The organism is Ciceribacter sichuanensis, from assembly GCF_024055605.1.
GTDB classification, from domain to species: domain Bacteria; phylum Pseudomonadota; class Alphaproteobacteria; order Rhizobiales; family Rhizobiaceae; genus Allorhizobium; species Allorhizobium sichuanense.
Map to the genome: position 1 here is coordinate 30155 of NZ_JAMXLX010000006.1, position 19948 is coordinate 50102.

General features: G+C 60.3%; 15 protein-coding genes and 1 pseudogene. 6 read left to right on the plus strand and 10 right to left on the minus strand.

Features of this window, described 5'->3' with window-relative positions:
* Positions 1-29 precede the first annotated feature (29 nt).
* Both NBH21_RS17525 and NBH21_RS17530 read right to left on the minus strand, forming a co-directional pair.
* A pseudogene (locus tag NBH21_RS17525) lies at positions 30-1379 on the minus strand (IS3 family transposase).
* 205 nt (positions 1380-1584) lie between these two features.
* Positions 1585-2628 carry a zinc-dependent alcohol dehydrogenase family protein gene (locus tag NBH21_RS17530; RefSeq protein WP_250911912.1) on the minus strand — a complete coding sequence of 348 codons (1044 nt, stop codon included), beginning with the start codon at positions 2626-2628 and terminating at the stop codon, positions 1585-1587.
* A gap of 100 nt (positions 2629-2728) precedes the next feature.
* Here NBH21_RS17530 and NBH21_RS17535 point away from each other — a divergent pair, with 100 nt between their 5' ends.
* Complete coding sequence (locus NBH21_RS17535; RefSeq protein WP_250911911.1) at positions 2729-3652, plus strand: LysR family transcriptional regulator; 924 nt, start codon at positions 2729-2731, stop codon at positions 3650-3652.
* A gap of 304 nt (positions 3653-3956) precedes the next feature.
* Here NBH21_RS17535 and NBH21_RS17540 read toward each other — a convergent pair whose 3' ends face one another.
* On the minus strand, positions 3957-4844 hold the full coding sequence (locus NBH21_RS17540) for a LysR family transcriptional regulator (protein ID WP_250911910.1): 888 nt from the start codon (positions 4842-4844) through the stop codon (positions 3957-3959).
* A gap of 109 nt (positions 4845-4953) precedes the next feature.
* On the opposite strand from NBH21_RS17540, the gene NBH21_RS17545 reads away from it, so the two are divergent.
* A complete protein-coding gene (locus NBH21_RS17545; protein WP_250911909.1) occupies positions 4954-5292 on the plus strand; it encodes an antibiotic biosynthesis monooxygenase in 339 nt (112 codons plus the stop codon).
* Positions 5289-6458, plus strand: coding sequence for an MFS transporter (locus NBH21_RS17550; protein ID WP_250911908.1), 1170 nt, complete (start codon positions 5289-5291; stop codon positions 6456-6458). The genes NBH21_RS17545 and NBH21_RS17550 overlap by 4 nt, the downstream gene beginning before the upstream one ends.
* A 78-nt stretch (positions 6459-6536) precedes the next feature.
* Here the strand turns inward: NBH21_RS17550 and NBH21_RS17555 are convergent, their stop codons facing one another.
* The 3 genes from NBH21_RS17555 to NBH21_RS17565 are packed head-to-tail and all read right to left on the minus strand — an operon-like array spanning position 6537 to position 9737.
* On the minus strand, positions 6537-7424 hold the full coding sequence (locus tag NBH21_RS17555; protein WP_250911907.1) for an efflux RND transporter periplasmic adaptor subunit: 888 nt from the start codon (positions 7422-7424) through the stop codon (positions 6537-6539).
* A complete protein-coding gene (locus NBH21_RS17560; protein WP_250911906.1) occupies positions 7421-7633 on the minus strand; it encodes a DUF1656 domain-containing protein in 213 nt (70 codons plus the stop codon). The genes NBH21_RS17555 and NBH21_RS17560 overlap by 4 nt, the downstream gene beginning before the upstream one ends.
* On the minus strand, positions 7623-9737 hold the full coding sequence (locus NBH21_RS17565) for an FUSC family protein (RefSeq protein ID WP_250911905.1): 2115 nt from the start codon (positions 9735-9737) through the stop codon (positions 7623-7625). Before NBH21_RS17565 ends, NBH21_RS17560 begins: the two co-directional genes overlap by 11 nt.
* 77 nt (positions 9738-9814) lie before the next feature.
* Here NBH21_RS17565 and NBH21_RS17570 point away from each other — a divergent pair, with 77 nt between their 5' ends.
* Positions 9815-10627, plus strand: a complete 813-nt coding sequence (locus NBH21_RS17570; RefSeq protein ID WP_250911904.1) for an AraC family transcriptional regulator — start codon at positions 9815-9817, stop codon at positions 10625-10627.
* A gap of 408 nt (positions 10628-11035) precedes the next feature.
* On the opposite strand, the gene NBH21_RS17575 is transcribed toward NBH21_RS17570, so the two are convergent.
* The 4 genes from NBH21_RS17575 to NBH21_RS17590 all read right to left on the minus strand — a co-directional run bounded on the left by NBH21_RS17575 (position 11036) and on the right by NBH21_RS17590 (position 18007).
* Positions 11036-12589 (minus strand): EF-hand domain-containing protein, encoded by a 1554-nt coding sequence (locus NBH21_RS17575; protein ID WP_250911903.1) that lies wholly within the window; start codon positions 12587-12589, stop codon positions 11036-11038.
* Between the two features lie 350 nt (positions 12590-12939).
* A complete protein-coding gene (locus NBH21_RS17580) occupies positions 12940-13572 on the minus strand; it encodes a tyrosine-type recombinase/integrase (protein ID WP_250911902.1) in 633 nt (210 codons plus the stop codon).
* Between the two features lie 126 nt (positions 13573-13698).
* The gene (locus NBH21_RS17585; RefSeq protein ID WP_250911926.1) at positions 13699-16833 is read right to left on the minus strand and encodes a multidrug efflux RND transporter permease subunit; all 3135 of its coding nucleotides are present in this window, start codon (positions 16831-16833) and stop codon (positions 13699-13701) included.
* A 10-nt stretch (positions 16834-16843) separates the two neighbouring features.
* A complete protein-coding gene (locus NBH21_RS17590; RefSeq protein ID WP_250911901.1) occupies positions 16844-18007 on the minus strand; it encodes an efflux RND transporter periplasmic adaptor subunit in 1164 nt (387 codons plus the stop codon).
* Positions 18008-18169: 162 nt separating this feature from the next.
* On the opposite strand from NBH21_RS17590, the gene NBH21_RS17595 reads away from it, so the two are divergent.
* Together NBH21_RS17595 and NBH21_RS17600 are read left to right on the plus strand one after the other, a co-directional pair.
* Positions 18170-18859, plus strand: a complete 690-nt coding sequence (locus NBH21_RS17595; RefSeq protein WP_250911900.1) for a response regulator — start codon at positions 18170-18172, stop codon at positions 18857-18859.
* The gene (locus NBH21_RS17600) at positions 18856-19917 is read left to right on the plus strand and encodes an ATP-binding protein (protein WP_250911899.1); all 1062 of its coding nucleotides are present in this window, start codon (positions 18856-18858) and stop codon (positions 19915-19917) included. The genes NBH21_RS17595 and NBH21_RS17600 overlap by 4 nt, the downstream gene beginning before the upstream one ends.
* The last annotated feature ends 31 nt before the right edge of the window (positions 19918-19948 follow it).

Genomic DNA, 19948 nt, shown 5'->3' on the forward strand with positions numbered 1-19948 from the left:
TGGAGTTTCTGGTCCGTCTGTTGGTTGATTTAAGCTGCTTGTTGCCGATGTTGCAATCGGCGCTGCCTGGTTGTGTCGCGTTTGATCCTTTCTCGCTCCAGCAGGATAGTATGACCGCGCCCGAAGTAGACGTCGGCGGGTGTCAGATTTCCGATGCTTTCATGGTATCGCTGGTGATTGTAGTGCTCGACGAAGGCGGCGATCTGGGCTTCAAGGTCTTCGGAGAAGAAGTAGTTTTCGAGCAGGATGCGGTTCTTCAAAGTCTGGTGCCAGCGCTCGATCTTGCCTTGGGTCTGCGGATGGCCCGGCGCACCGTGGACCTGTTTTATGGACCGCTCTTCTAACCATCGCCGAGGTCCGAGGCGATGTAGCACGGGCCATTGTCGGATAGCAGGCGGGGTTTATGTTCCACCCTTGCCGTGTCGCAACCGGATGCCGTGAGCGCCAGGTTCAGCATGTCGGTGACATCATCGACGTTCATGGTCGTGCAAAGCTTTCAGGCGACGATGTAGCGTGAGAAGTCGTCGAGCACTGTGGACAGGTAGAACCACCCCCAGCCGATGACTTTCAGATAGGTGAAGTCGGTCTGCCACATCTCGTTCGGCCTGCTCGTCTTATCCCTGAACTCGTCGCCAGCCTTGATGACGATGAAGGCTGGCGACGTGATGAGGTCGTGGGCCTTGAGCAGGCGGTAGACCGAAGCCTCTGACACGAAATAACTTTCCGTGTCGGTACAGCGAACGGCCAGCTCGCGCGGCGACAGCGCAGTTTGATTCAGCGCCATATCGATGATCTGGCTGCGGACGTCATCCGGGATGCAATTCCACGCCCGCGACGGAACGGAATGCCGATCCTCAAGTCCATCGACGCCCTGGGTCTGGAGCCGATCATACCACCGGTAGAAGGTCGGCCGTGGAATGCCCAGCTTGTCGAGGGTTTGTTTCACCGGCAGGTGCGACTGCTCGACGATCCGGATAATTTCCAGTTTCTCGGAGGCAGGGTATCTCATTCCTCGTCCCCCCATGCCCGGTCATGCTTTTTTTGATCAGCCGCAATTCGAGTGCCTGTTCGGCGACAACTTCCTTCAGATCGCGCGTTTCACGGCGCAGGACTTTCACCTCATCGGAGGTAGCTGCGCACGCCGTATCCCCGGCCAGCCGCTTCTTGCCCGCTTCCAGAAATTCCTTCGACCAACTGTAATAAAGGCTCTCGGCAACACCTTCACGACGGCAAAGAGCGGCAATGCTCTCCTCGCCACGCAGGACTTCCAGCACAATGCGGATTTTATCGTCCGCCGAGTGATGCTTGCGCGTCGCACGGCGGATATCCTTGATGACGTGTTCAACGGCAGGTTTCTGCGGCCCGGCTTTCTGTCTCATCTTCGCTTCCTTTGTTCGAGCTACGATGAACCAGAAATCTTCTCCTCTCAATTAAACACGATCTGTCTCAAGGGCGCTGATGTCGGACAATCCTGGTAGTCGCTTCCGGCGCTCACCGCATCGACCGGAACAAGGTCTCGTCCGCGATTGGCCAGCCCGTAAAGTCCGCCGAACACCGCAAGCCACGACAGGGCGGATTTGAGAATCAGCTTCCAACTTCACTCTTGAACCGAACGACCACCTTACCGAAGGGCCCTCGTTCGAGATGATCGAAGGCTGCACGCACATCCTCAAAGGCGTAGACCTTGTCGATCACCGGCTTGATGCCGTGTTCGTCAATGGCGCGGTTCATGTCTTCGAATGCCTGTCGGTGCCCGACCGAGATGCCCTGGATGATGGCCCTCTTCAGCATCATGGGAACCGCCGACAGCACGATCTCCGATCCCTTCATGAAACCGATCTGGGCGATACGCCCGCCGCTCGCCAGGGCGGCCGCCGACCGGCTGATATTGTCGCCGCCGACCAGTTCGAGCACGTGATCAATGCCGTGTCCGTCGGTCAGGTCCAGCGCAGAAGCAGACCAGTCTGGTTTGGCACGCGTGTCGATCACGCCGAAAGCGCCGAGCGCCTTCGCGCGTTCAAGCTTTTCCGCGCTCCGCGAGGTGACGATCACGCGGGCTCCGAAAGCCTGTGCAAACTGGAGCCCGAACAGGGCGACGCCGCCGGTACCCTGCACCAGAACGGTTTGGCCCGCTTTCAGACGACCTGTCTCGATCAGGGCGGACCATGCCGTCAGCGCCGCAACCGGCAAGGTGGAGGCTTCCTCGTCCGTCAGCGACGCGGGCGCCTTGACGGCGACGCCCTCGTGTAGCGTCACGAATTCGGCCAGCGCACCGGGGAGCGGTCCGCCCAGCGACAGGCCATGCCGGGCCATCTCCCGTGGAGGCTCGCCATCGATCCATTGGGTCCAGAAATTTCCGAGCACCCGGTCGCCGACCTTGAATCGCGACACGTCCGCGCCGGTTGCCGCGACCTCGCCCGCCATGTCCGATACCGGAACGAACGGCATGGTTGGCCTGTCGGGTAGTAACTCACCTTCTACCACCAGCTTGTCACGATAGTTGAGGGAGACCGCCGCGACCCGGACCAGCACCTCGTTGCTGGCCAGCGTGGGCAATGGCGCCTCTGCCAGTTCCAAGTTCTTCAGTCCGAATGACGGCAACTGCCACCGTTTCATTGTCTCGCTCATGGCCGGTCCTTTCAGGCGTTGAGCGAGGACCTTATTGACAATCACATGGATGTGGTTGCGATGTATTTTTCGAACATTTCCTCCATTTGGTCTCCAATTGATGAGCCTGAACATTCATTCCCACCTTCAAGGCATATCCGCCTTCGTCCACGCGGTGGAAACAGGCAGCTTCACGGCCGCAGCCGCACGCATGGGTGTGTCAAAATCCGCGACCGGTAAGAGCGTCGCTCGCCTCGAAGAGCGTCTCGGCATCCGGTTGCTGGACCGCACGACGCGTAGCCTCAACTTGACGGCCGAAGGGCAGGCCTATTACTGGAGCTGCCTCAAGGTCCTCGAAGAACTGAACGCAGCAGAGACGCTGCTGGCCTCGCAGAGGCGCGTCGTATCGGGAACCCTGAGGATCAACTTGCCGATCTCGTTCGGCCGGTTGTGCGTCATGCCCGTGCTCAAGGAGGTCGCGGACGGGAATCCCGATCTCGATCTCGATATCTCATTCGCGGACCGCCAGGTCGATCTGGTCGAGGAAGGCATCGACCTTGTGGTGCGGCTTGGCGATCCCGGAAATCATGCGAGCCTGATCGGGCGGCGCATTGGTACGCAACGGTCGATCATCTGCGCCGCGCCGGCCTATCTGGACCGCCACGGACGTCCGGCTTCCGTAGAAGAACTCGTCAATCACGACTGCCTCGCCTTCGCCAAGGATGGTCGTCCGCTGCCCTGGGCGGTTTGTGGCCCGGGCGGAACGGTCAGGCGGTTCGTCATCCAGCCACGCCACACCATCAGCCATGGCGAAGCCCTGCGGGACGCGGCTGTGAACGGGTTGGGGCTGGCCTACCTTTCGACCTGGCTGGCAGCCGACGACCTCCGCGGCGGACGGCTTGAAGCGGTGCCGATTTTCACCCCCGCGGAGGATGTTCCGATAACCGCGCTCTGGCCGCGCTCGCGGGACCTGGCGCCCAAAGTACGGGTGGTGGTGGATGCGCTCATAGAGGCGTTCAAGCCTACCCACCTGATCGGCTCGTGAGAAAGGCGGCTTTAGAGTGCTATAGCGTAGACGTAGTGCTCATCATCATCGGACGTGACCCGTCGATTCTACGCTATGACGCGATACCCAGCGCGATAGCTAGAGCGCCGTGCGTCCATTTGGACGCACACAGGACGCTCTAACATCTTGAATCTACGCATCGAGCTTTCCGAAAATCGATTCCGATTTTCGGGCCGATGCGCTAGGCAAACGCCACCGATTTCCGCACCTCGCGTCAAGCCGCCGCCGCTCCGCCCGCCACCATGACAGCGAAAACGGGACGAACCGGCGCGATATGCGATGCCTATTGCGGCTGCAGATGCTCGGCCATGAAGTCGACGAACGCCCTCAGTTTGGGCGTGATCTGGCGGCTGGCCGGCCAGAGCACGTTGAACTGATCAGCCTCTTCCACCCACTCGTCCAAAATCGACACGAGACGGCCGTCAGCGATCTCGTCACGGATCGCAAAGGGCGGTAGACAGGCAATGCCCAGCCCCTTGATCGCCAACTCGATCAGAGGATCGACCGCCGTCGCGCTCATCCGTTCGGGCAGGACAATCTTCGCCTGCCGTTCCCCGCGAGCAAACGGCCAGGGTCGGATCTTGCCGGTGCTGGGCGACCGTTGGTGAAGACACTGATGCTGCGCCAGATCGTCGGGGGTTTCCGGCACTCCGCATTGCGCCAGATAGCGGGGTGAGGCGACGATCTTGAGTTTGAACCGGCCGACATTCCGGCTCATCAACCGGCTGTCCGATGGTTGCCCGGTGCGAATGACGGCATCGAACCCTTCCTCCACGACGTCCACCAGCCGATCGCTGAAATCGAGGTCGAGTTGCACCTCTGGCCAGGCGCGCATGAACTTTGCCATCACCGGGGTCAGCAGCATGCCGACCAGCGGCAGACTGACCCGCAGCCGCCCTCTCGGCGTACGATTGGATCGGGCAAGCTCGGCTTCCGCTGCCTCGACCTCATCGAAGATGCGGCGGCAGCGTTCGAGGAACAGCCGCCCCTCTTCGGTCAGGGTCATGTTGCGCGTGTTGCGATGGAACAGGCGCACATCCAGCCGTTGTTCCAGTCGGACCACCGCCTTGCCAACCGCAGAGGCGGAAAGGCCGAGCTTGCGGCCAGCCGCTACGAAGCTGCCGGTTTCAGCCGATTGCACGAAGGAGTCGAACGCCGTGAGTTTGTCCATGCCTTGATCATTACAGGAATCTTATTCCGTAGTCATCGGAACAATGGCCTATTTTTCCGGGACAAGCCGACCGCTATCCCTTGGCCTTCCAAAAACCAAGGAGACGAGCATGTTCCCCGCCTTTGCGATCCAGCCCACCCCGACGGCCTTCATCGTCAACGTGATCCACGTTAATCCTGGCAAGCAGGAGGAAGCCTTTCGCCTCATCCAGGATGTTGTCCACTATGTCGCCGAGCGGAAGCCGGGCTTTCTGTGGAGTAACCTCGCCAAGAGTACGGATGGGCTGACGGTCGTGAATATCGAGGCGATCTCAGACCCCGGCGACGTCGAGATTTTCTTTTCCGATCCGGTATTCCTCGAAAAATTCCGCAAGCTCGACACCGTCTCGTCCAGCGAGTTTCACACCTACACCGTTGGCGACCTGGTGCTGCCGAAGGCCTCAGCGTGACGACGCAGGTCGAACGGATGCCGCTAGCGGGGCTATGCGCACTGGCGGTTGCCGGTTTCGTCACCATCCTGACGGAGGCCCTCCCGGCCGGTCTGCTTCCGCAGATCGGGGGGGCGCTGGGGGTGAGCGAGGCCATGGCGGGACAATGGATCAGTATCTATGCGCTGGGATCGCTGCTCGCAGCGATCCCGCTGACGGCAGCAACGCGAAGCTGGCGCAGGCGACCGCTCCTGCTCGGCGCCATCATCGGTTTCGCTATCGCCAATCTGATTACGGCCCTGACGGCGAGTTTTATCGTCGCGATGACGGCACGTTTCGTCGGCGGTGTATCGGCCGGCCTGCTGTGGGCGTTGCTGGCCGGCTATGCTGTTCGCATGGCACCGCCCGGCCTCGCTGGCCGGGCCATGGCCATTGCGATGGCGGGGACGCCGTTGGCGCTCTCCATCGGCATCCCGGCCGGCACATTTATCGGCAACCTCGCCGGTTGGCGACTGACCTTCGGATTGCTCAGCGTGATCGCGTTGCTGCTGGCTGGCTGGACCATCGCGAAGGTGCCGGATTTCTCTGGTGAGCCTGAAGCGCAACGCCCCTCCTTGGCCCAGGTCTTTGTGGTTCCGGGCGTACGCCCGGTGCTGGCGGTGACGCTCTGCTTCGTCCTGGCCCATAACCTCCTCTACACCTACATCGCGCCACTTCTGGTCGGCCATCGCATGACGGGCCAGATCGACAGTGTCCTTCTTGTTTTCGGGGGTTCCGCACTTGTCAGTATCGGTCTGACGGGCGCGTTGATCGACAAATGGCTGCGACCATTGACCTTCACCGGCATAGGCCTGTTTCTTGTGGCCGTCTTGATACTTGCGGTGACGACCGGAGCACCGTTGGCGATCTACGGGGCCGCACTTATCTGGGGACTGGCTTTTGGCGGGTCGGCGACGCTTTTTCAGACCGCATCAGCGCGTGCTGCCGGTCCTGCGGCCGACGTGGCCCAGGCGATAATCGTCACGGCATGGAACATCGCCATTTTTGGCGGAGCCGTCATGGGCGGTGTCATTCTGGAAACCGCAGGAGCAGGCGGGTTGTCGTGGGCGGGTATCGCCCTGCTTGTCGGGGCTGCCGGATCATCGCTGTGCATGGGGCGCCCCGCTGGCGCAGGACGCATGATGTGACAAAGCGCGATGCAAGGTTTGGTCCGGATTGTCGCCTTGTGCGCCGTTAGGGCGCCCATGTGAGCGTAGACATAGTGATCATCTTCGTCCGGGCTTGGCGGTCGCGGGGATGATCTCGACGGTCGCGGTCATGCCCGCCGCGAGTTCGACGCCAGACGGCACCCGATCGATATGGATGCGCACCGGAATGCGCTGGGCAAGACGCACCCAGGAAAATGTCGCCGCCACATTGGGCAGGCCGAGATGACCGGGCACGTCGTTGCTGTTCTCGATCCCGCGACCGAGGCTTTCGACATGGCCAGAGACTGGCTGATCAAAGCCCATCAGCATGATCCGCACTGGATCGCCAACGCGGATCTGCCGGATCTTCGTCTCCTCGAAATAGCCGGTGATCCAGAAACTGGCGGCGTCAAGGACGGCGACCTTCGTCACGCCGGCTGTCGCGTAGTCGCCTGGCCGAAGCCTTAGATTGGTGACATAGCCATCGACCGGTGAGCGGACCGTCGAGCGGGCAAGGTTGAGCTTGGCCAGATCGAGCGCCGCCACCGCTGACTGATAGGCGGCGCTGGCGACAGCGGCCGCTCCGCCCGATTGCTGGACGGCTTCCTGGGAGACGACATCCTTGAGCTGGCTGTGCCGCCGCGCTGTCGCCTGACGAACGATCATATCCTGGCGTTTGGCTTCGACCTCAGCCTCAGCCAATGCCACTGCGAGCCGCAGCCGCTCGGGGTCGATCTCGTAAAGAATGTTGCCCCGGCGCACATATTGATTGTCAACCACGGGAACAGCGCTGACCGTGCCGGAGACCTCCGGCACGATCTGCACGACATCGACACCAACCCGTCCGTCGCGGGTCCAGGGCGTCCGCTCGTAATGGCTCCACGTCTTCAGCGCGATAAAAGTGGATACGGCGACGAGGCAAAGGGTCAGGGCATAGCGGCCAAGCACGGATAGAAAAGGCTTCAAGGCAAGAGTCCGATCGATGGCAGGTACTGCACGAGCAGACCGTAGATGATGACGAAGGTGGCGAGCTCGACGAGCGGCCGATAAGCGAACCAGCGATGGAGGCCGGCGGCAAACAGGCGGAGCGTCGCCATTGTGGCGACCAGCGCGATGAACGCGAGCACCACCAGACCGGGGATGAGAACACCCCCGACATTGAGATCAACGATCATGAGTTGTGGCCCTCCCGTCTGCTGGGGAGCTGAGCGCGAACCGCAGGTCAATGAGCAGGTCGACAATCCGCAGGCGGTTTCTGAGCGTGCTGCTCGCCATCGTCACGATCAAGGTCTGGATGCGTCGATCGAGGTCGAGGAGGTCGGCAGGTGTTGACGACTTCCTGCCACTGAAGCGCCCGGCGATCACGGATAGAAGTTCGCTCAGTTCGACGCCGGCCTCGCCCTTGATCTGCGGGATCGTCTTGCGAAGCTGTCCGGCAACATGACCGATGCGAAGGTGGTGCAGCGTATTGTCGAGTACATTCGAATAGGCTTTTCCGGACACCCGCAGCCTTGGCAGCAGCAGGGCTGTCCGATCGATCATCAGGCTCGCCCAGCGCGCTTCGTTGGGCGCAGCGCCGAGCGCGCGCCGGCCAACGTCCCGGCGGCTCAACCGAAGCAAGCGGTTGATCGCCGCATCGACCGGCACGGTCTGGAACAGGGACATGCTCACCGCCCCGAATCCCACCGCCGCAAAGAGCGCGATCACACTGTTGAGGGAGGCAGCGAAGTCGCCGGTGTAATGGGTGCCCAGACCCGAGAGGATCGGAATGGTCAGCGTGATACCGAGCGCCATGAAAGTCGTTGGCAGGCGCGCCTGGAGAGAGCCAGCGAACAGGAACGCCGGGGCGAGCACGGCGACAAGAACCCAAAAGTCCGTGACCTGAGGCAGGATGACGAAGCTGTAGATGAGGCTGATCGCCACCCCGTAGATCGAACCGACGATATATTTGACGACAAATGGCACGGGCGCATCAAAATTGCCGAATAGGGTGCAGCACACGCCGAGAATGGAGACGGCCATTCCGCCCTCCGGCCAGACCGGCCAGATCCAGAAGGCGCAGCCGATGAGGATGCCGACGACAGCGCCGACCGTGGTGCGAGCCGCCATCCACGGATCGCGGTGATAGACGTAGCCCCTCGCCCACTTCGGCCCATGAAGCGACGCGGCATCTCGCAATCGCCCGGTCGCCGCGATGTTCCGCCCCAGTCTGTCGCAGTCCTGAAGCAGACCAATCATCTCGGCCAGGTGACCGGCGAGATTGGCGGCAAGCCTGTCGCCGGGCGTCGCGGCGTCTGAGCCAAAGCGCTTCTGGACTGATTGCGCGCGCGCGATCAGTTGGGCTGCGCCAACCTCCCGTTTCTCCGTCACGACATTTGCGATCCAGGCCCCGACGTCGCCGACCAATGCGATCAGTTCGTCGGGCGCATCGTCGTCGCCTGTGCCAAAGGCCTCAATCCGGTCTTCGATCTCGGCCGCGAGCGGGAGCAAGCGTGCGAGCCGGTCATGAATGAGTTGCAGCGTCTGGCGTCGTGGCGTGGGGGCTGGATCATAGGGCAGATGCGTCGCAAGCCCCTGGATGGCAAGCAGGTCCGCTGCGAGCTGGTGGCGGTCGCGACGGTTTTGTCCTGATGTTCCATTGAGCGCGTCGCTCGCCAGCCGACGGGCGTCCCGCAGCGTGGCCCACAGCTTGCCGGTGAATTGGCCGGTCATGCGTTTCGGCAGGACGTAACGATGGATCAGGACCGCGCACAGAATTCCAATCGAGATTTCCTGGACGCGCACTGACGCAGTCTCGAAAACCGCGCCCGGATCGAGCACGCTCGGGAACCCGATCAGGCTCGCGGTATAGCCGGCGAGAACGAAGGCATAGGCGCGCGGCGTGCGATCGAGCAGCGAGAAAAACAGGCACAGGCCGATCCAGCCCGCAAGCACGACGCTGCACACCATCGGATCGTTCACGAAGTTCGGGACGATCGCGACCGTCGCGGTCGCGCCGAGAAGCGTCCCTGCAAAACGATACACGCCACGACTTAATGACGCTCCGGCGGAGGTCTGCGAGACGATGTAGACGGTGACGATGGCCCAGAACGGCTTGGGAAGCCCGATCCGCAGCGAAATGTAGTAGGCCAGCATCGCCGCGGCGAAACTCTTCGCCGAAAACAGGATCGCATCCGCATCCGCCTTCAGGGCCGGCGTGCGAAGGAAGCTCGTTCCAGCTTTAAACATGGCTGCAACGGTCTTGCTTGAGGGGGTGTTTATGGGCTGCGCGGTGTTCATGCCGCGTGTTGTGATCGATTTGCAAAAGCAAATAAATTCAGTATTTTGACATAAAATACCTAAAATCGGACATTCTCATGTCTCTATTGCGATCTGCTGTTTCCGTTTTCGATCCCGACCTCACCCTTCTGCCTGCGGTCGCCCACAAGCTTGATTTCGCGGAACACGAGGCGGAAGTGCCTCTGCACGTACATCGCAAGGGGCAGTTGATCCTCGCTCTACACGGAGCCGTCACCTGCACTGCGGGCAACGAAATCTGGATCGTGCCCCCCAATTGCGGTGTGTGGATTCCAGGCGGTATGCCCCATAGCGCGCGCGCAACTGCCAATGCACGGCTCAACTATCTGTTCGTCGAGCCGGGGTCTGCGAAGCTGCCACAGAACAGCTGCACCCTCTCGGTCTCCCCGATGATCCGCGAGATGGTCGACCGGCTTGCCCGCGAGCGCGCGGACTATCTGGCCGACAGCCATGCCGCCCGGATCGCGCGGGTGATCCTCGACGAACTTGCGCAGATGCCGCATGAGCGGTTCAACCTGCCGATCTCCACCCATCCGAAGATCCGGGCGATGGCTGATGCTCTGACGATCGAGCCTTCGGACCGCAGTACACTGAGCGATTGGGCGAAGCGGGTCGCAATGAGCGAGCGGTCGCTGGCGCGACTGTTGATCCGCGAGACGGGACTGACGTTCGGGCGCTGGCGGCAGCAACTCCACCTTGTCGTCGCGCTTCGTGAACTGGCCAGCGGCGAGACGGTGCAAAATGTTGCCGCCGAACTGGGATACGAGTCGGTCAATGCGTTCATCACGATGTTCAAGAAGGCGTTGGGCAGCACGCCGGCACAGTATTTCACGCAACGCAGGGCTGCTCACAGCTCCGAAACCGGCGCTTAAAGAGTAACTGATTTTTGTATTGTCGGTCGATGCTCCCCGATGGCCGATGATGGGCGCAAAGCCGACGAATATGCGCACTTTCCCTTCGGCCAAAATACGTCGCTCGGCCGCAAACGATTCGAACTTTTCACCGCCGATCACCGCCGTTATTACGCTTTTCGCCTCTCGGCTATTTGACGCTCCTCTCGCGGACATAGTCTAGCGGCAATGGGTGGCAATTTTCGGTGTTGACGTCTTGGAAATGGCAAATTTGGCGCACCCGACAGGATTCGAACTTTCTCCTGGCTATTAAGATAACTGTATGATCTGCGTCTGCTTTTGGGAGTTCCCAGTTCGAATTTGAATGACCGAAATGAAGGCGCTTTGCCGTCCGGCAGCACAGGGGCCGAGAGCGGAATGTCCGCGCCTTCAGGGATGCAACCGTTTGATCCGCTCCTCCGGAACGCCAGGACTGAGCTGAACGCCTCCTCTTCTCACCAGCTTGCTTTTCGCCTGCTCCAGGGTGAGCACCGCCGAATGGCCGGGCCTCCCCACAGGTCTGGGCACGCCGTCCGCTAATACAAACACCACCGCATGCGCTCCCGCCAGCCCCGCCGGGAAGCGCGGAATCGCCCGTCGGATGATGTAGCCAAGCTTGGGGTCGAACTCGAGCTTGCCGTCCTGCATCAACTGCGCCAGTCCCGCTTCCTGGGGGAGCACCTCGTAGGGTGCCGCGCCGGCGCTCGATACGACCGACCCGGCATCGACGGATACTATCCCGCCGGGGCTAAACCTTTTCAACGAAGCGACTGCCCCATTTTCTGTAGGACGCAGCGGACCCCATGAGAATTGCACGGAGGGAGGGACAGCGTGTTTCTGAAGCATTGCTGGTGGGCGGGCTTCTGAGGGGAGCGTGACCTTCGATAGGGTGTACGAAGAGAACACGCCTGGTGCCGAGCTACCGGTCAACATATTGATGGCGTCGAGTATGCCCGCGCTGGCCTGCTCGGGCTTTATCCAGCCCGGAAGACATCTGTACAGATCAGCAAATGTAACGCGATCCTTGCCCAATCCGACGACGCCTGCGCTTCCCGCGCCGGTTACGAAACGCGACACTCGCTCCGCCGCACCGGTCACGCGCCAGATCATGGGCGTGTAGGATGTGGCGATGATAAAAAGGGGATCTTTTCCCGGCTCGATATTGAGCTCCGCCGTGTTCGTTTCTTTGTCCTGCCCCGCCACGGTTACCGTTGATAGGGCTGCCGCTTCGTAGCCTGACACGAACAGGACTTTTTCGTCGGTCCTGGCTTTCGGAAGACCGCACGCTGCCGCGCCCACTTGTCGTACTTGGCCCTGCTGGTGTTTGCGCTGATCTTCGGAGAAACGCTTAAGTTCAGAGGGGGCCAGCATGCCGTCGTTGTCCACGTCATACTGCCTAAAGGTCGCGCGACCCGCCTGCTCAAGTTCAGAGGCGGTGAGTTTTCCGTCCTGTGCGGCCTCCAATGCCATGAAAGTCGAGAGATCCAGTTTTCTCTGCAGCGATGAGGGGCGCGAGGATGTCTTCGCGAAGCTATAGACGTCCTCGACCGTCACGACGTCGTCATTGTTGGCATCCCATTTCTCGAAAAGGTCGCGAAGGCCATTGCCGGGTGCTGCCGCCCGGGCCTTCTGCCACTCAGCGACCGTCACGTTGAGATCGCCGTTCAGATCAGCGGCGAAGAACATATTCATGACTTGGCTTCGCTGCTGTGCTTGGGCGGTGCGGTCTGCCTCATCAATGTCCTCTTGCGTAAGGATCTGGTCTTCGCCGGCCGCGATCCGGAAGGGCTGCATCAGCTGAAACAGGTACGCCTCCAGGTACTTTGGCGTCCCTACGAAAAGAAGACTAGCAGGACCGCCCGGGCTACTTTCAGCGAGCGCATGGCCATAGCATGTCGATGCTATGGCCAGCGCAGCGATCGAGACGACGAAGGACTGACTCATGAACCTCTCCCTTTCGGCCACCATCAGTAGTTGCAACAAGTAAAGAGATTGCACAGGAGATAGCTAAATCTGGCCAGATTCGACGGGAAAGGTTCAGCGCGAAACAGGCCTGGTCGGCTTCTTGGACGTTGCCGCGACGATGCAAATCGGCTCGAAGTAGTCAATTCGGCGCAGTCACATTGGTCGCAGTTGGCGCTGAAATTGCGTCGTGTCCCATGTTCTGATGTCTCCTACCGGGGTTCGGCCGATTCATGCCTCTACGACCGAAATGGAGGCGCAAAGCAGATTGAAACCTTGTGAAGGCTCTCCGGGGAAAGCAGCGGCCCCACGACGTGCGGGGCCGTCCGCATTCAGATTTCAGTCCGCTCGGCTAGTTCTAGTGCGTCCTCAATGTCGACGCCGAGATATCTGACTGTGTTCTCGATCTTGGTATGGCCAAGCAGGATCTGGATCGCTCGAAGGTTGCCGGTGGCCTTGTCGATCATGGCAGCCTTCGTTCGCCGCAGGGAATGCGTACCGTAATCCTCCCGGCGAAGCCCGATCGCCGTCACCCACTCATCGACCAGCCGGGCGTATTGCCGAGTGCTGAGATGATCAGCGTGGTCGACGCGACTGGGAAAGACATAGTCATCGATTGTTCCTCCCCTTCGTTGAAGCCAGGCAAGCAGACTAGCTCTGACCTCGGTCGTAGTTTCGAACTGCACGGGTCGTCCAGTCTTCTGCTGGACGACCATCGCCCGAGTTCGAATATCGTTGCCCGTGACGAGTGTCCCGATTTTCAACTTTACCAGATCGCAGCCGCGGAGTTTGCTGTCGATGGCAAGATCGAAAAGCGCCCGATCTCGCATCCTTCCTTCACGGTCGAGGAAGAAGCGGACTGCCCAGATCTGGCGTTGCTTCAGGGGCTTCTTGACGCCAACTTGTTTACCCGCGTTCCAAGCCGGTCGACCCATTGCGCTAGGATCATATTGCGAGATACCCATTTCAGTTCTCCTATGGCCACCATTGGCCACAGGGAGAACGCGCACCTTACAGTTAGATGACGGGGCCGGGAGCGGACTGTCCGCTTCTGTCTCGTGGACGAAAGAAGCGGACAACCTCGTAGGGAATTACTGCATCAGTCCTGCGGGATAGTCGTTGCCGAGAAGCGAGCTTGGACTTTCACGCCGGCGCGTAAATCGCGTGACGACCACATAAAAGACCGGGACAAATAGTACTGCAAGAACGGTTCCCGAGATCATTCCGCCAAAGAGGCCGGTTCCAATCGCGTTCTGTGTCTCCGAGCTTGCACCTGATGCAATGACCAGCGGCACGACGCCCAGCGTAAAGGCGAGTGAGGTCATGACGATCGGCCGGAGACGCAAGCGTGCTGCGTCGACGACGGCTTCGACAAGTCCTAGTCCGTCCTTCTTGCGATTGCGCGCGAACTCGACAATCAACACCGCATTCTTGGCGGAAAGGCCGATCAGGGTGATCAAGCCGACCTTGAAGAAGACATCGTTTTCCAGGCCACGCAGATGAACAGCGATCACCGCCCCGATGATCCCGAGCGGGACCACCAGCATGACTGAGAGCGGAATGGTCCAGCTTTCGTACAGCGCTGCGAGCACCAAAAAGACAATCAGGAACGAGAAGGCCATCAGCATCGGCGCCTGAGCCCCCGATTGCCGCTCCTGCAGTGACTGCCCCGTCCATTCGACGGTAAAGCCCTTGGGAAGCGTCAGTGCCAGTTGCTCCATTTCATCCATGGCTCTACCGCTCGAAACACCCTTTGCTGCGGAACCCGACAGGCTGAGGGACGGATATCCGTTGTAGCGTGTCACCTGCAGCGGAATGGTGGACCATTCTGCAGTCACGATTTCGGAAAGCTGAACCATCTTGCCGGCATCACTGCGGACATGCAGGTTGAGGATATCATCAACCTGCATGCGGCTTTTCGGTTCGGCCTGGACGAGGACCTGTTGGAGGCGGCCGTTGCGGGGAAAATCGTTCACATAGGTCGAACCAACGGAACCACTGAGCGTGTCACTGATCGTCGTGTAGGCGACCCCCAGTGCACTGGCCTTCTGGCGATCGACCACAAGGGTAACGCTCGGGCCGTTTGGCAGCCCGTCCACGCGCACGTCGCTCAGCAGCTTGTTCTCAGATGCAAGCTGCGTGAGTTGGGCTGCAGCCGCAGCAAGGGCTTTCTCCCCGTGGTTGGCGCGGTCTTGAAGCCTCAGCGCAAATCCCGAGGTTGTACCGAGCTCATCAATGGCTGGCGGCTTCATGCTGAAAACCTCGCCCTCCGGCGCGGCAGCCATAGCGACTGTCGCCGCATTTACCTCATCGTCAACGCTGCCTGAGCGCTTGTCCCAATCCCTCAGGCTGGTGAAGGCCATCGCGGTATTGGTGCCCGAGCCCGAGAAACCGAAGCCCATGATCGTCAGGTTGTTGACGATATCCGGTCGCGTCTGGACATGCTTCTCGAAGAGGTCGACGACGTCGCGGGTGCGTTCAGCCGTTGCCTCTGCCGGCAGCGTGATGGAGGTCATGAACGAACCCTGGTCCTCCTCCGGCACGAATGCTGTGGCCAGCGTGCCGTAACCATAGGCGACTGCGCCCACAATCGCGACATAGACAAACATTGTCCGACCGGTCTGCTGCACGAGCCGTGTGACCCAGTCCGAGTAGCCCTCGCTCAAGCTATCAAATCCCCGGTTGAACCAGCCGAAAAGACCTTTCCGCTGATGGTGCGCGTGGTCGATCGGCTTCAACAAGCTCGCGCATAGAGCGGGGGTGAGGCTGAGAGCCAGAAACGCAGAGAAAACGATCGACACGCCCATCGACACCGTGAACTGACGATAGATTGCACCAACCGAGCCGGAGGCCATTCCCATTGGAAGAAGGACAGCCGTTAGCACAAGCGTGATCCCGATCACCGCGCCCGTGATCTCGCCCATGGCCTTGCGCGTCGCATCACGCGGCGACAGACCTTCCGTTGCCATCAGGCGCTCGACGTTCTCGACGACCACGATCGCGTCGTCCACGATAATGCCGATCGCAAGGACCATGCCGAACATCGTCAGCACATTGATGGAATACCCTAAAGCCAGCATGACGGCGAAGGTGCCAAGCAGTGCGATCGGTGCGACGATGGCCGGAATGAGCGTGTATCGGATATTTTGCAGAAAGAGCAGCATGATCAGAAAGACGAGTACCATTGCCTCGGCCAGTGTCTGCGCCACTTTCTGGATAGAGACCTTCACGAAGGGTGCCGTATCGTAAGAGATCGCATACTCGATTCCCGCCGGCATGGTTAGCGAAAGCTCTGCCAGCCGCGCACGAACACCGCTAGAGGTGCTGACCGCATTTGTCCCGGGGGTCACCTGGATGGCGGCTGCGGTGGCAGGCTTGCCGCCGTCGAGAATGGCAAAGCCCGACGACTGGGACCCAATCTCGATGCGCGCGACCTCACCCAGTGTCAGGCGAGAGCCGTCTGAATTAGAGCGAAGGATGATGTCCGAGAATTCGTCAACGGTCTGGAGTTGGCCTCTGACATTGAGCGGTACGCTGACCTTTTGCCCTGGAACAGTCGGCGCATCTCCAAGCCGCCCAGGCGTCACCTGAAGGTTCTGTGACTGGATTGCCTGTGTGACCTCGGCCATCGAAATGGAGTGCGCAAGCAGGCGCGTGGGGTCGACCCAGATCCGCATGGCAGCCTCGGACCCGAAGGACTGGACGCGGCCGACACCTGATACCCGCTTGAGTTCAGGAGCGATGTTGCGCACGAGATAATCATCGAGCGCCAATGCGTCGATGGCGCCGTCTTTCGACTTCAAGGAGACGATCATCAGGAAGCCTGACGAGGCCGACTCCACCGACAGCCCAGCCCGGCGTACTGCCTCCGGCAAGCGCGTTTCGACAGCCTTCAGCCTGTTCTGAACGTCCACCTGTGCCAGTTCGGGGTCCGTGCCCGGCTTGAAGGTGACGGTGACGGTCGTCGACCCAGAGGAGTCGGCGGACGAGTCGAAGTAAAGCACATTCTTTGCGCCGGAGATCTCACGTTCAATCAGGCTCGTGACACTGTCGTTGATCACCTGCGGGGTCGCGCCCGGATAGCTCGCGAAAATCGACACGCTCGGTGGAGCAATCGCCGGGTAGCGCGACACGGGCAGTTGCGGGATGGTGATCAGACCGGCGAGTACGATCATGATCGCGATGACCCATGCGAAGACGGGCCGTTCGATGAAAAATTGCGGCATGGTGGGTGTCTCAGCTCTGCGTATCGGGGGCGGGTTGGACCGGTGTGATCTCCAGAATCTGGCCAGTTTGAACCCTCTCCTGCCCCTGCACGACAACGGATTCACCAGCCGCGAGACCGCGCTTTACGAGGTAGTGGCGATTGATAAGCGGCCCCAGTTCGACCGGGCGTTTTTCGCCCGTCTTGTTGGCGGTGACGATGACGAGTTGCGGCTTTCCAGTCGGGTCGCGCATCACGGCCTCTTGAGGCACAAGCAGTGCTGAGGAATAGACCTTACGCGGCACAAGCGCACGCACGAACATGCCCGGCAGCAACTGGTTTTCGGGGTTCGGGACGAGGATGCGGATCCCCAGACTCCCTGTAGCGTTATCGACGGAGATGTCGGAGAACACGATGGTGCCCGTATGGGCGTAGGGCTTGTCCGTGATGGTCCTGATCTTGACCGGCAGTTTTTCCGGGTCGTTGGCGTCGGAACCCAATGCCGTCTCGCGGAGGCTTTCAAGGCTCATCGAGGATTGACGGACATCCACATAGACCTGGTCGATCTGCTGGATCACAGCAAGCGGCGCGCTCCCGGAAGAGGAGGCGAGGCCACCTTCTGTCATGAAGGATTGACCGATCGTCCCACTGATCGGGCTGCGGATCGTAGCATTCGACAATTCGAGTTTTCGTCGTGCCAGATTGGCCGTGGCCTCGGCCACGCTCGCCTTAGCCTGAGCAAGTGTCGCGGTCGCATTGTTGAAAGCCTCGTCACTGGTGATCTTCTGTGCCGAGAGAAGCTCAGCGCGCTCGAACTTCACCTTGGCATTGACGAATTCGGCTTCGGCACGCGCTAGCACGGCGGAAGCCGCGTCAACATCGGCCACAAAGGGTTCTGGATCGATCTGGAAGAGCGGCGCATCAGCGTTTACGAACGAGCCCTCTTGGAAGAGCTTCTTTTGAATGATGCCGCTGACCTGCGGCCGGATCTCGGCCGTGCGCAAGGCACTGACCCGTCCAGGTAACTCGTCATAGATCGTGACGGCTTGCGGCCGGACCGTCATTACACTCACGCGAACTGCCTGCGGTTCGACCGCTGAATTCGCATCAGCATCCTGCTGCTCACTGCAAGCAAGTAGAGATAATAACGGCACGCATAGAATGCAGAAAATCCAAAACCGCGCGATGTTTCGCATCAAGGTCACCGTCGTCTCATGAGGGATTAGTCGATGGCGATGCTCTAGAAGCTTTCCATTGGCGAATTGTGGAGGTTTTGTTGCGATCGTATGGAGGCGATGCATGGCCACTCGACCGACGGATGGTTCGGTGTCATGCAAATCGCAAGGAGTGCGATAATCATGGCAGAACTTGTTTTGATAGCTGAGGACGATGCGGAGATCGCCGGCATCCTTGAGGCCTATTTTACCCGCGAAGGATTTCGTACGGTGCATGCGCGCGACGGACAGGTAGCGCTCGATCTGCACCGGTCGTTGAAACCCGACATCGTCCTGGCTGATATCACCATGCCGCGCCTGGATGGCTGGGAGCTTCTCGCCGAGATCCAGAGACGAGGCCGCACACCCGTCATCATGATTACCGCGCTTGATGAAGACGTCGATCGCCTGCAGGGCCTACGCATCGGCGCGGATGACTATATCGTCAAGCCGTTCAATCCAATCGAAGTCGTCGCGCGGGCCAAGGCGGTGTTGCGTCGCGCGGGCCTCAGCCAGGCGGGCGCAGTGATCCGCGTGGGAAACCTGACCATCGATCTCGACGGTTATCAGGTCAAGATCGAGAAGGAGGGCGGTCCAGTCGCAGTTCCCCTCACGCTGACGGAATTCAGGCTTCTGGCCCATCTCGCCCGGACACCTACCAAGGTGTTCTCGCGTGCTGAACTCGTTGACGCCTGCCTGCCCGGTTCCGATGCCCTGGATCGAACGATCGACAGCCATCTGAGCAAGCTGCGCAAAAAGCTTGAACAAGCTGGAGGCGAAAGCTTGTTGATCAGCACTCGGGGCGTCGGCTACCGCCTTGGGGCACATCCATGATCGTGAAAGGTCTTAGTCGGCAGATATTGCTCGGGATGGCCTCGGTCACCGTGGTGGCCGGCCTGCTGGTCTTCTTTGGCACCTACCTCGCCTTCGCCGTCCTCTTCTATTTTTCCCCCTGGCCCGAAGACACCGACAATTGGCTGACGGGCTTCGATTTCATCATTTTGACCATTCTTATCTTGATCGCGCTGATCGTTGCGGCGATCGCATCGATCCGATTGGCGCGCCGCATCCTCGAACCGTTGGAATCGTTGGCGATAAGCGCCAGGCAGATCAAGGACGGCGATCTTTCGGCCCGCGCCATCCCCGGCGACCATTCTCTGGGGGAGACGGCGCTTCTTGTCGAAGACTTCAACGCCATGGCGCAGCGTTTGCAGGATATGGCCGCTGACATGACGCTCTGGAATGCGACGATCGCCCATGAATTGCGCACACCCTTGACCATTCTCAAGGGGCGCCTGCAGGGCATGATCGATGGGGTCTTCGAGCCCGATGAAAAGTCGCTTCATGCCCTGGTCCTGCAGGTCGACTCACTGGCAAGACTGGTGGAAGACCTGCGAACGGTGACTCTCGCTGACAGTGGTCACCTTGACCTTCGCCTGCAGTCGGTTCGGCTCAAGGACGAGATCCTGCGACTTGCGGCGGTGCTGGATGAGGAACTGCAACAGGACGGCTTCGAGCTGAAGCTTGACCTTTGCGATGTGGTGGTCCGAGTGGATGCGATGCGGATACGGCAGGCCCTGCTCGCGCTCGTCACCAATGCGCGTCGATACGCGCATCGAGGCCTTATCGAAATCAGCCTTGGCGTGGAGAGGGATCAGGTGATCCTGCGTGTCACCGACGAAGGCCCGGGCCTTGCCCCCGATATCGCCGCTTCCGCTTTCGAACCCTTCCGAAGAGGAGGAGAGTCCGGATCGCTGGAAAAGGGCGGGAATGGTCTGGGTCTGTCCGTAGTTCGTGCGATTGTTGAGGCTCACGGCGGTAGAGTTCGCTATGCTCCGTCCGACAAAGGCGGCGCGATGTTCGAGATCCTCCTCGGCAAGGCAGTCTCCTGACCCGCAGTTGACTTTAGATAAACCACGGACG

Bases quoted from the DNA above. Each gene is read 5' to 3' on its own strand.
- NBH21_RS17590 (WP_250911901.1), bottom strand. From the start codon at position 18,007: ATGCGAAACATCGCGCGGTTTTGGATTTTCTGCATTCTATGCGTGCCG.
- NBH21_RS17595 (WP_250911900.1), top strand. From the start codon at position 18,170: ATGGCAGAACTTGTTTTGATAGCTGAGGACGATGCGGAGATCGCCGGC.
- NBH21_RS17600 (WP_250911899.1), top strand. From the start codon at position 18,856: ATGATCGTGAAAGGTCTTAGTCGGCAGATATTGCTCGGGATGGCCTCG.
- NBH21_RS17535 (WP_250911911.1), top strand. From the start codon at position 2,729: ATGAGCCTGAACATTCATTCCCACCTTCAAGGCATATCCGCCTTCGTC.
- NBH21_RS17585 (WP_250911926.1), bottom strand. From the start codon at position 16,833: ATGCCGCAATTTTTCATCGAACGGCCCGTCTTCGCATGGGTCATCGCG.
- NBH21_RS17575 (WP_250911903.1), bottom strand. From the start codon at position 12,589: ATGAGTCAGTCCTTCGTCGTCTCGATCGCTGCGCTGGCCATAGCATCG.
- NBH21_RS17540 (WP_250911910.1), bottom strand. From the start codon at position 4,844: ATGGACAAACTCACGGCGTTCGACTCCTTCGTGCAATCGGCTGAAACC.
- NBH21_RS17545 (WP_250911909.1), top strand. From the start codon at position 4,954: ATGTTCCCCGCCTTTGCGATCCAGCCCACCCCGACGGCCTTCATCGTC.
- NBH21_RS17570 (WP_250911904.1), top strand. From the start codon at position 9,815: ATGTCTCTATTGCGATCTGCTGTTTCCGTTTTCGATCCCGACCTCACC.
- NBH21_RS17530 (WP_250911912.1), bottom strand. From the start codon at position 2,628: ATGAGCGAGACAATGAAACGGTGGCAGTTGCCGTCATTCGGACTGAAG.
- NBH21_RS17560 (WP_250911906.1), bottom strand. From the start codon at position 7,633: ATGATCGTTGATCTCAATGTCGGGGGTGTTCTCATCCCCGGTCTGGTG.
- NBH21_RS17565 (WP_250911905.1), bottom strand. From the start codon at position 9,737: ATGAACACCGCGCAGCCCATAAACACCCCCTCAAGCAAGACCGTTGCA.
- NBH21_RS17580 (WP_250911902.1), bottom strand. From the start codon at position 13,572: ATGGGTATCTCGCAATATGATCCTAGCGCAATGGGTCGACCGGCTTGG.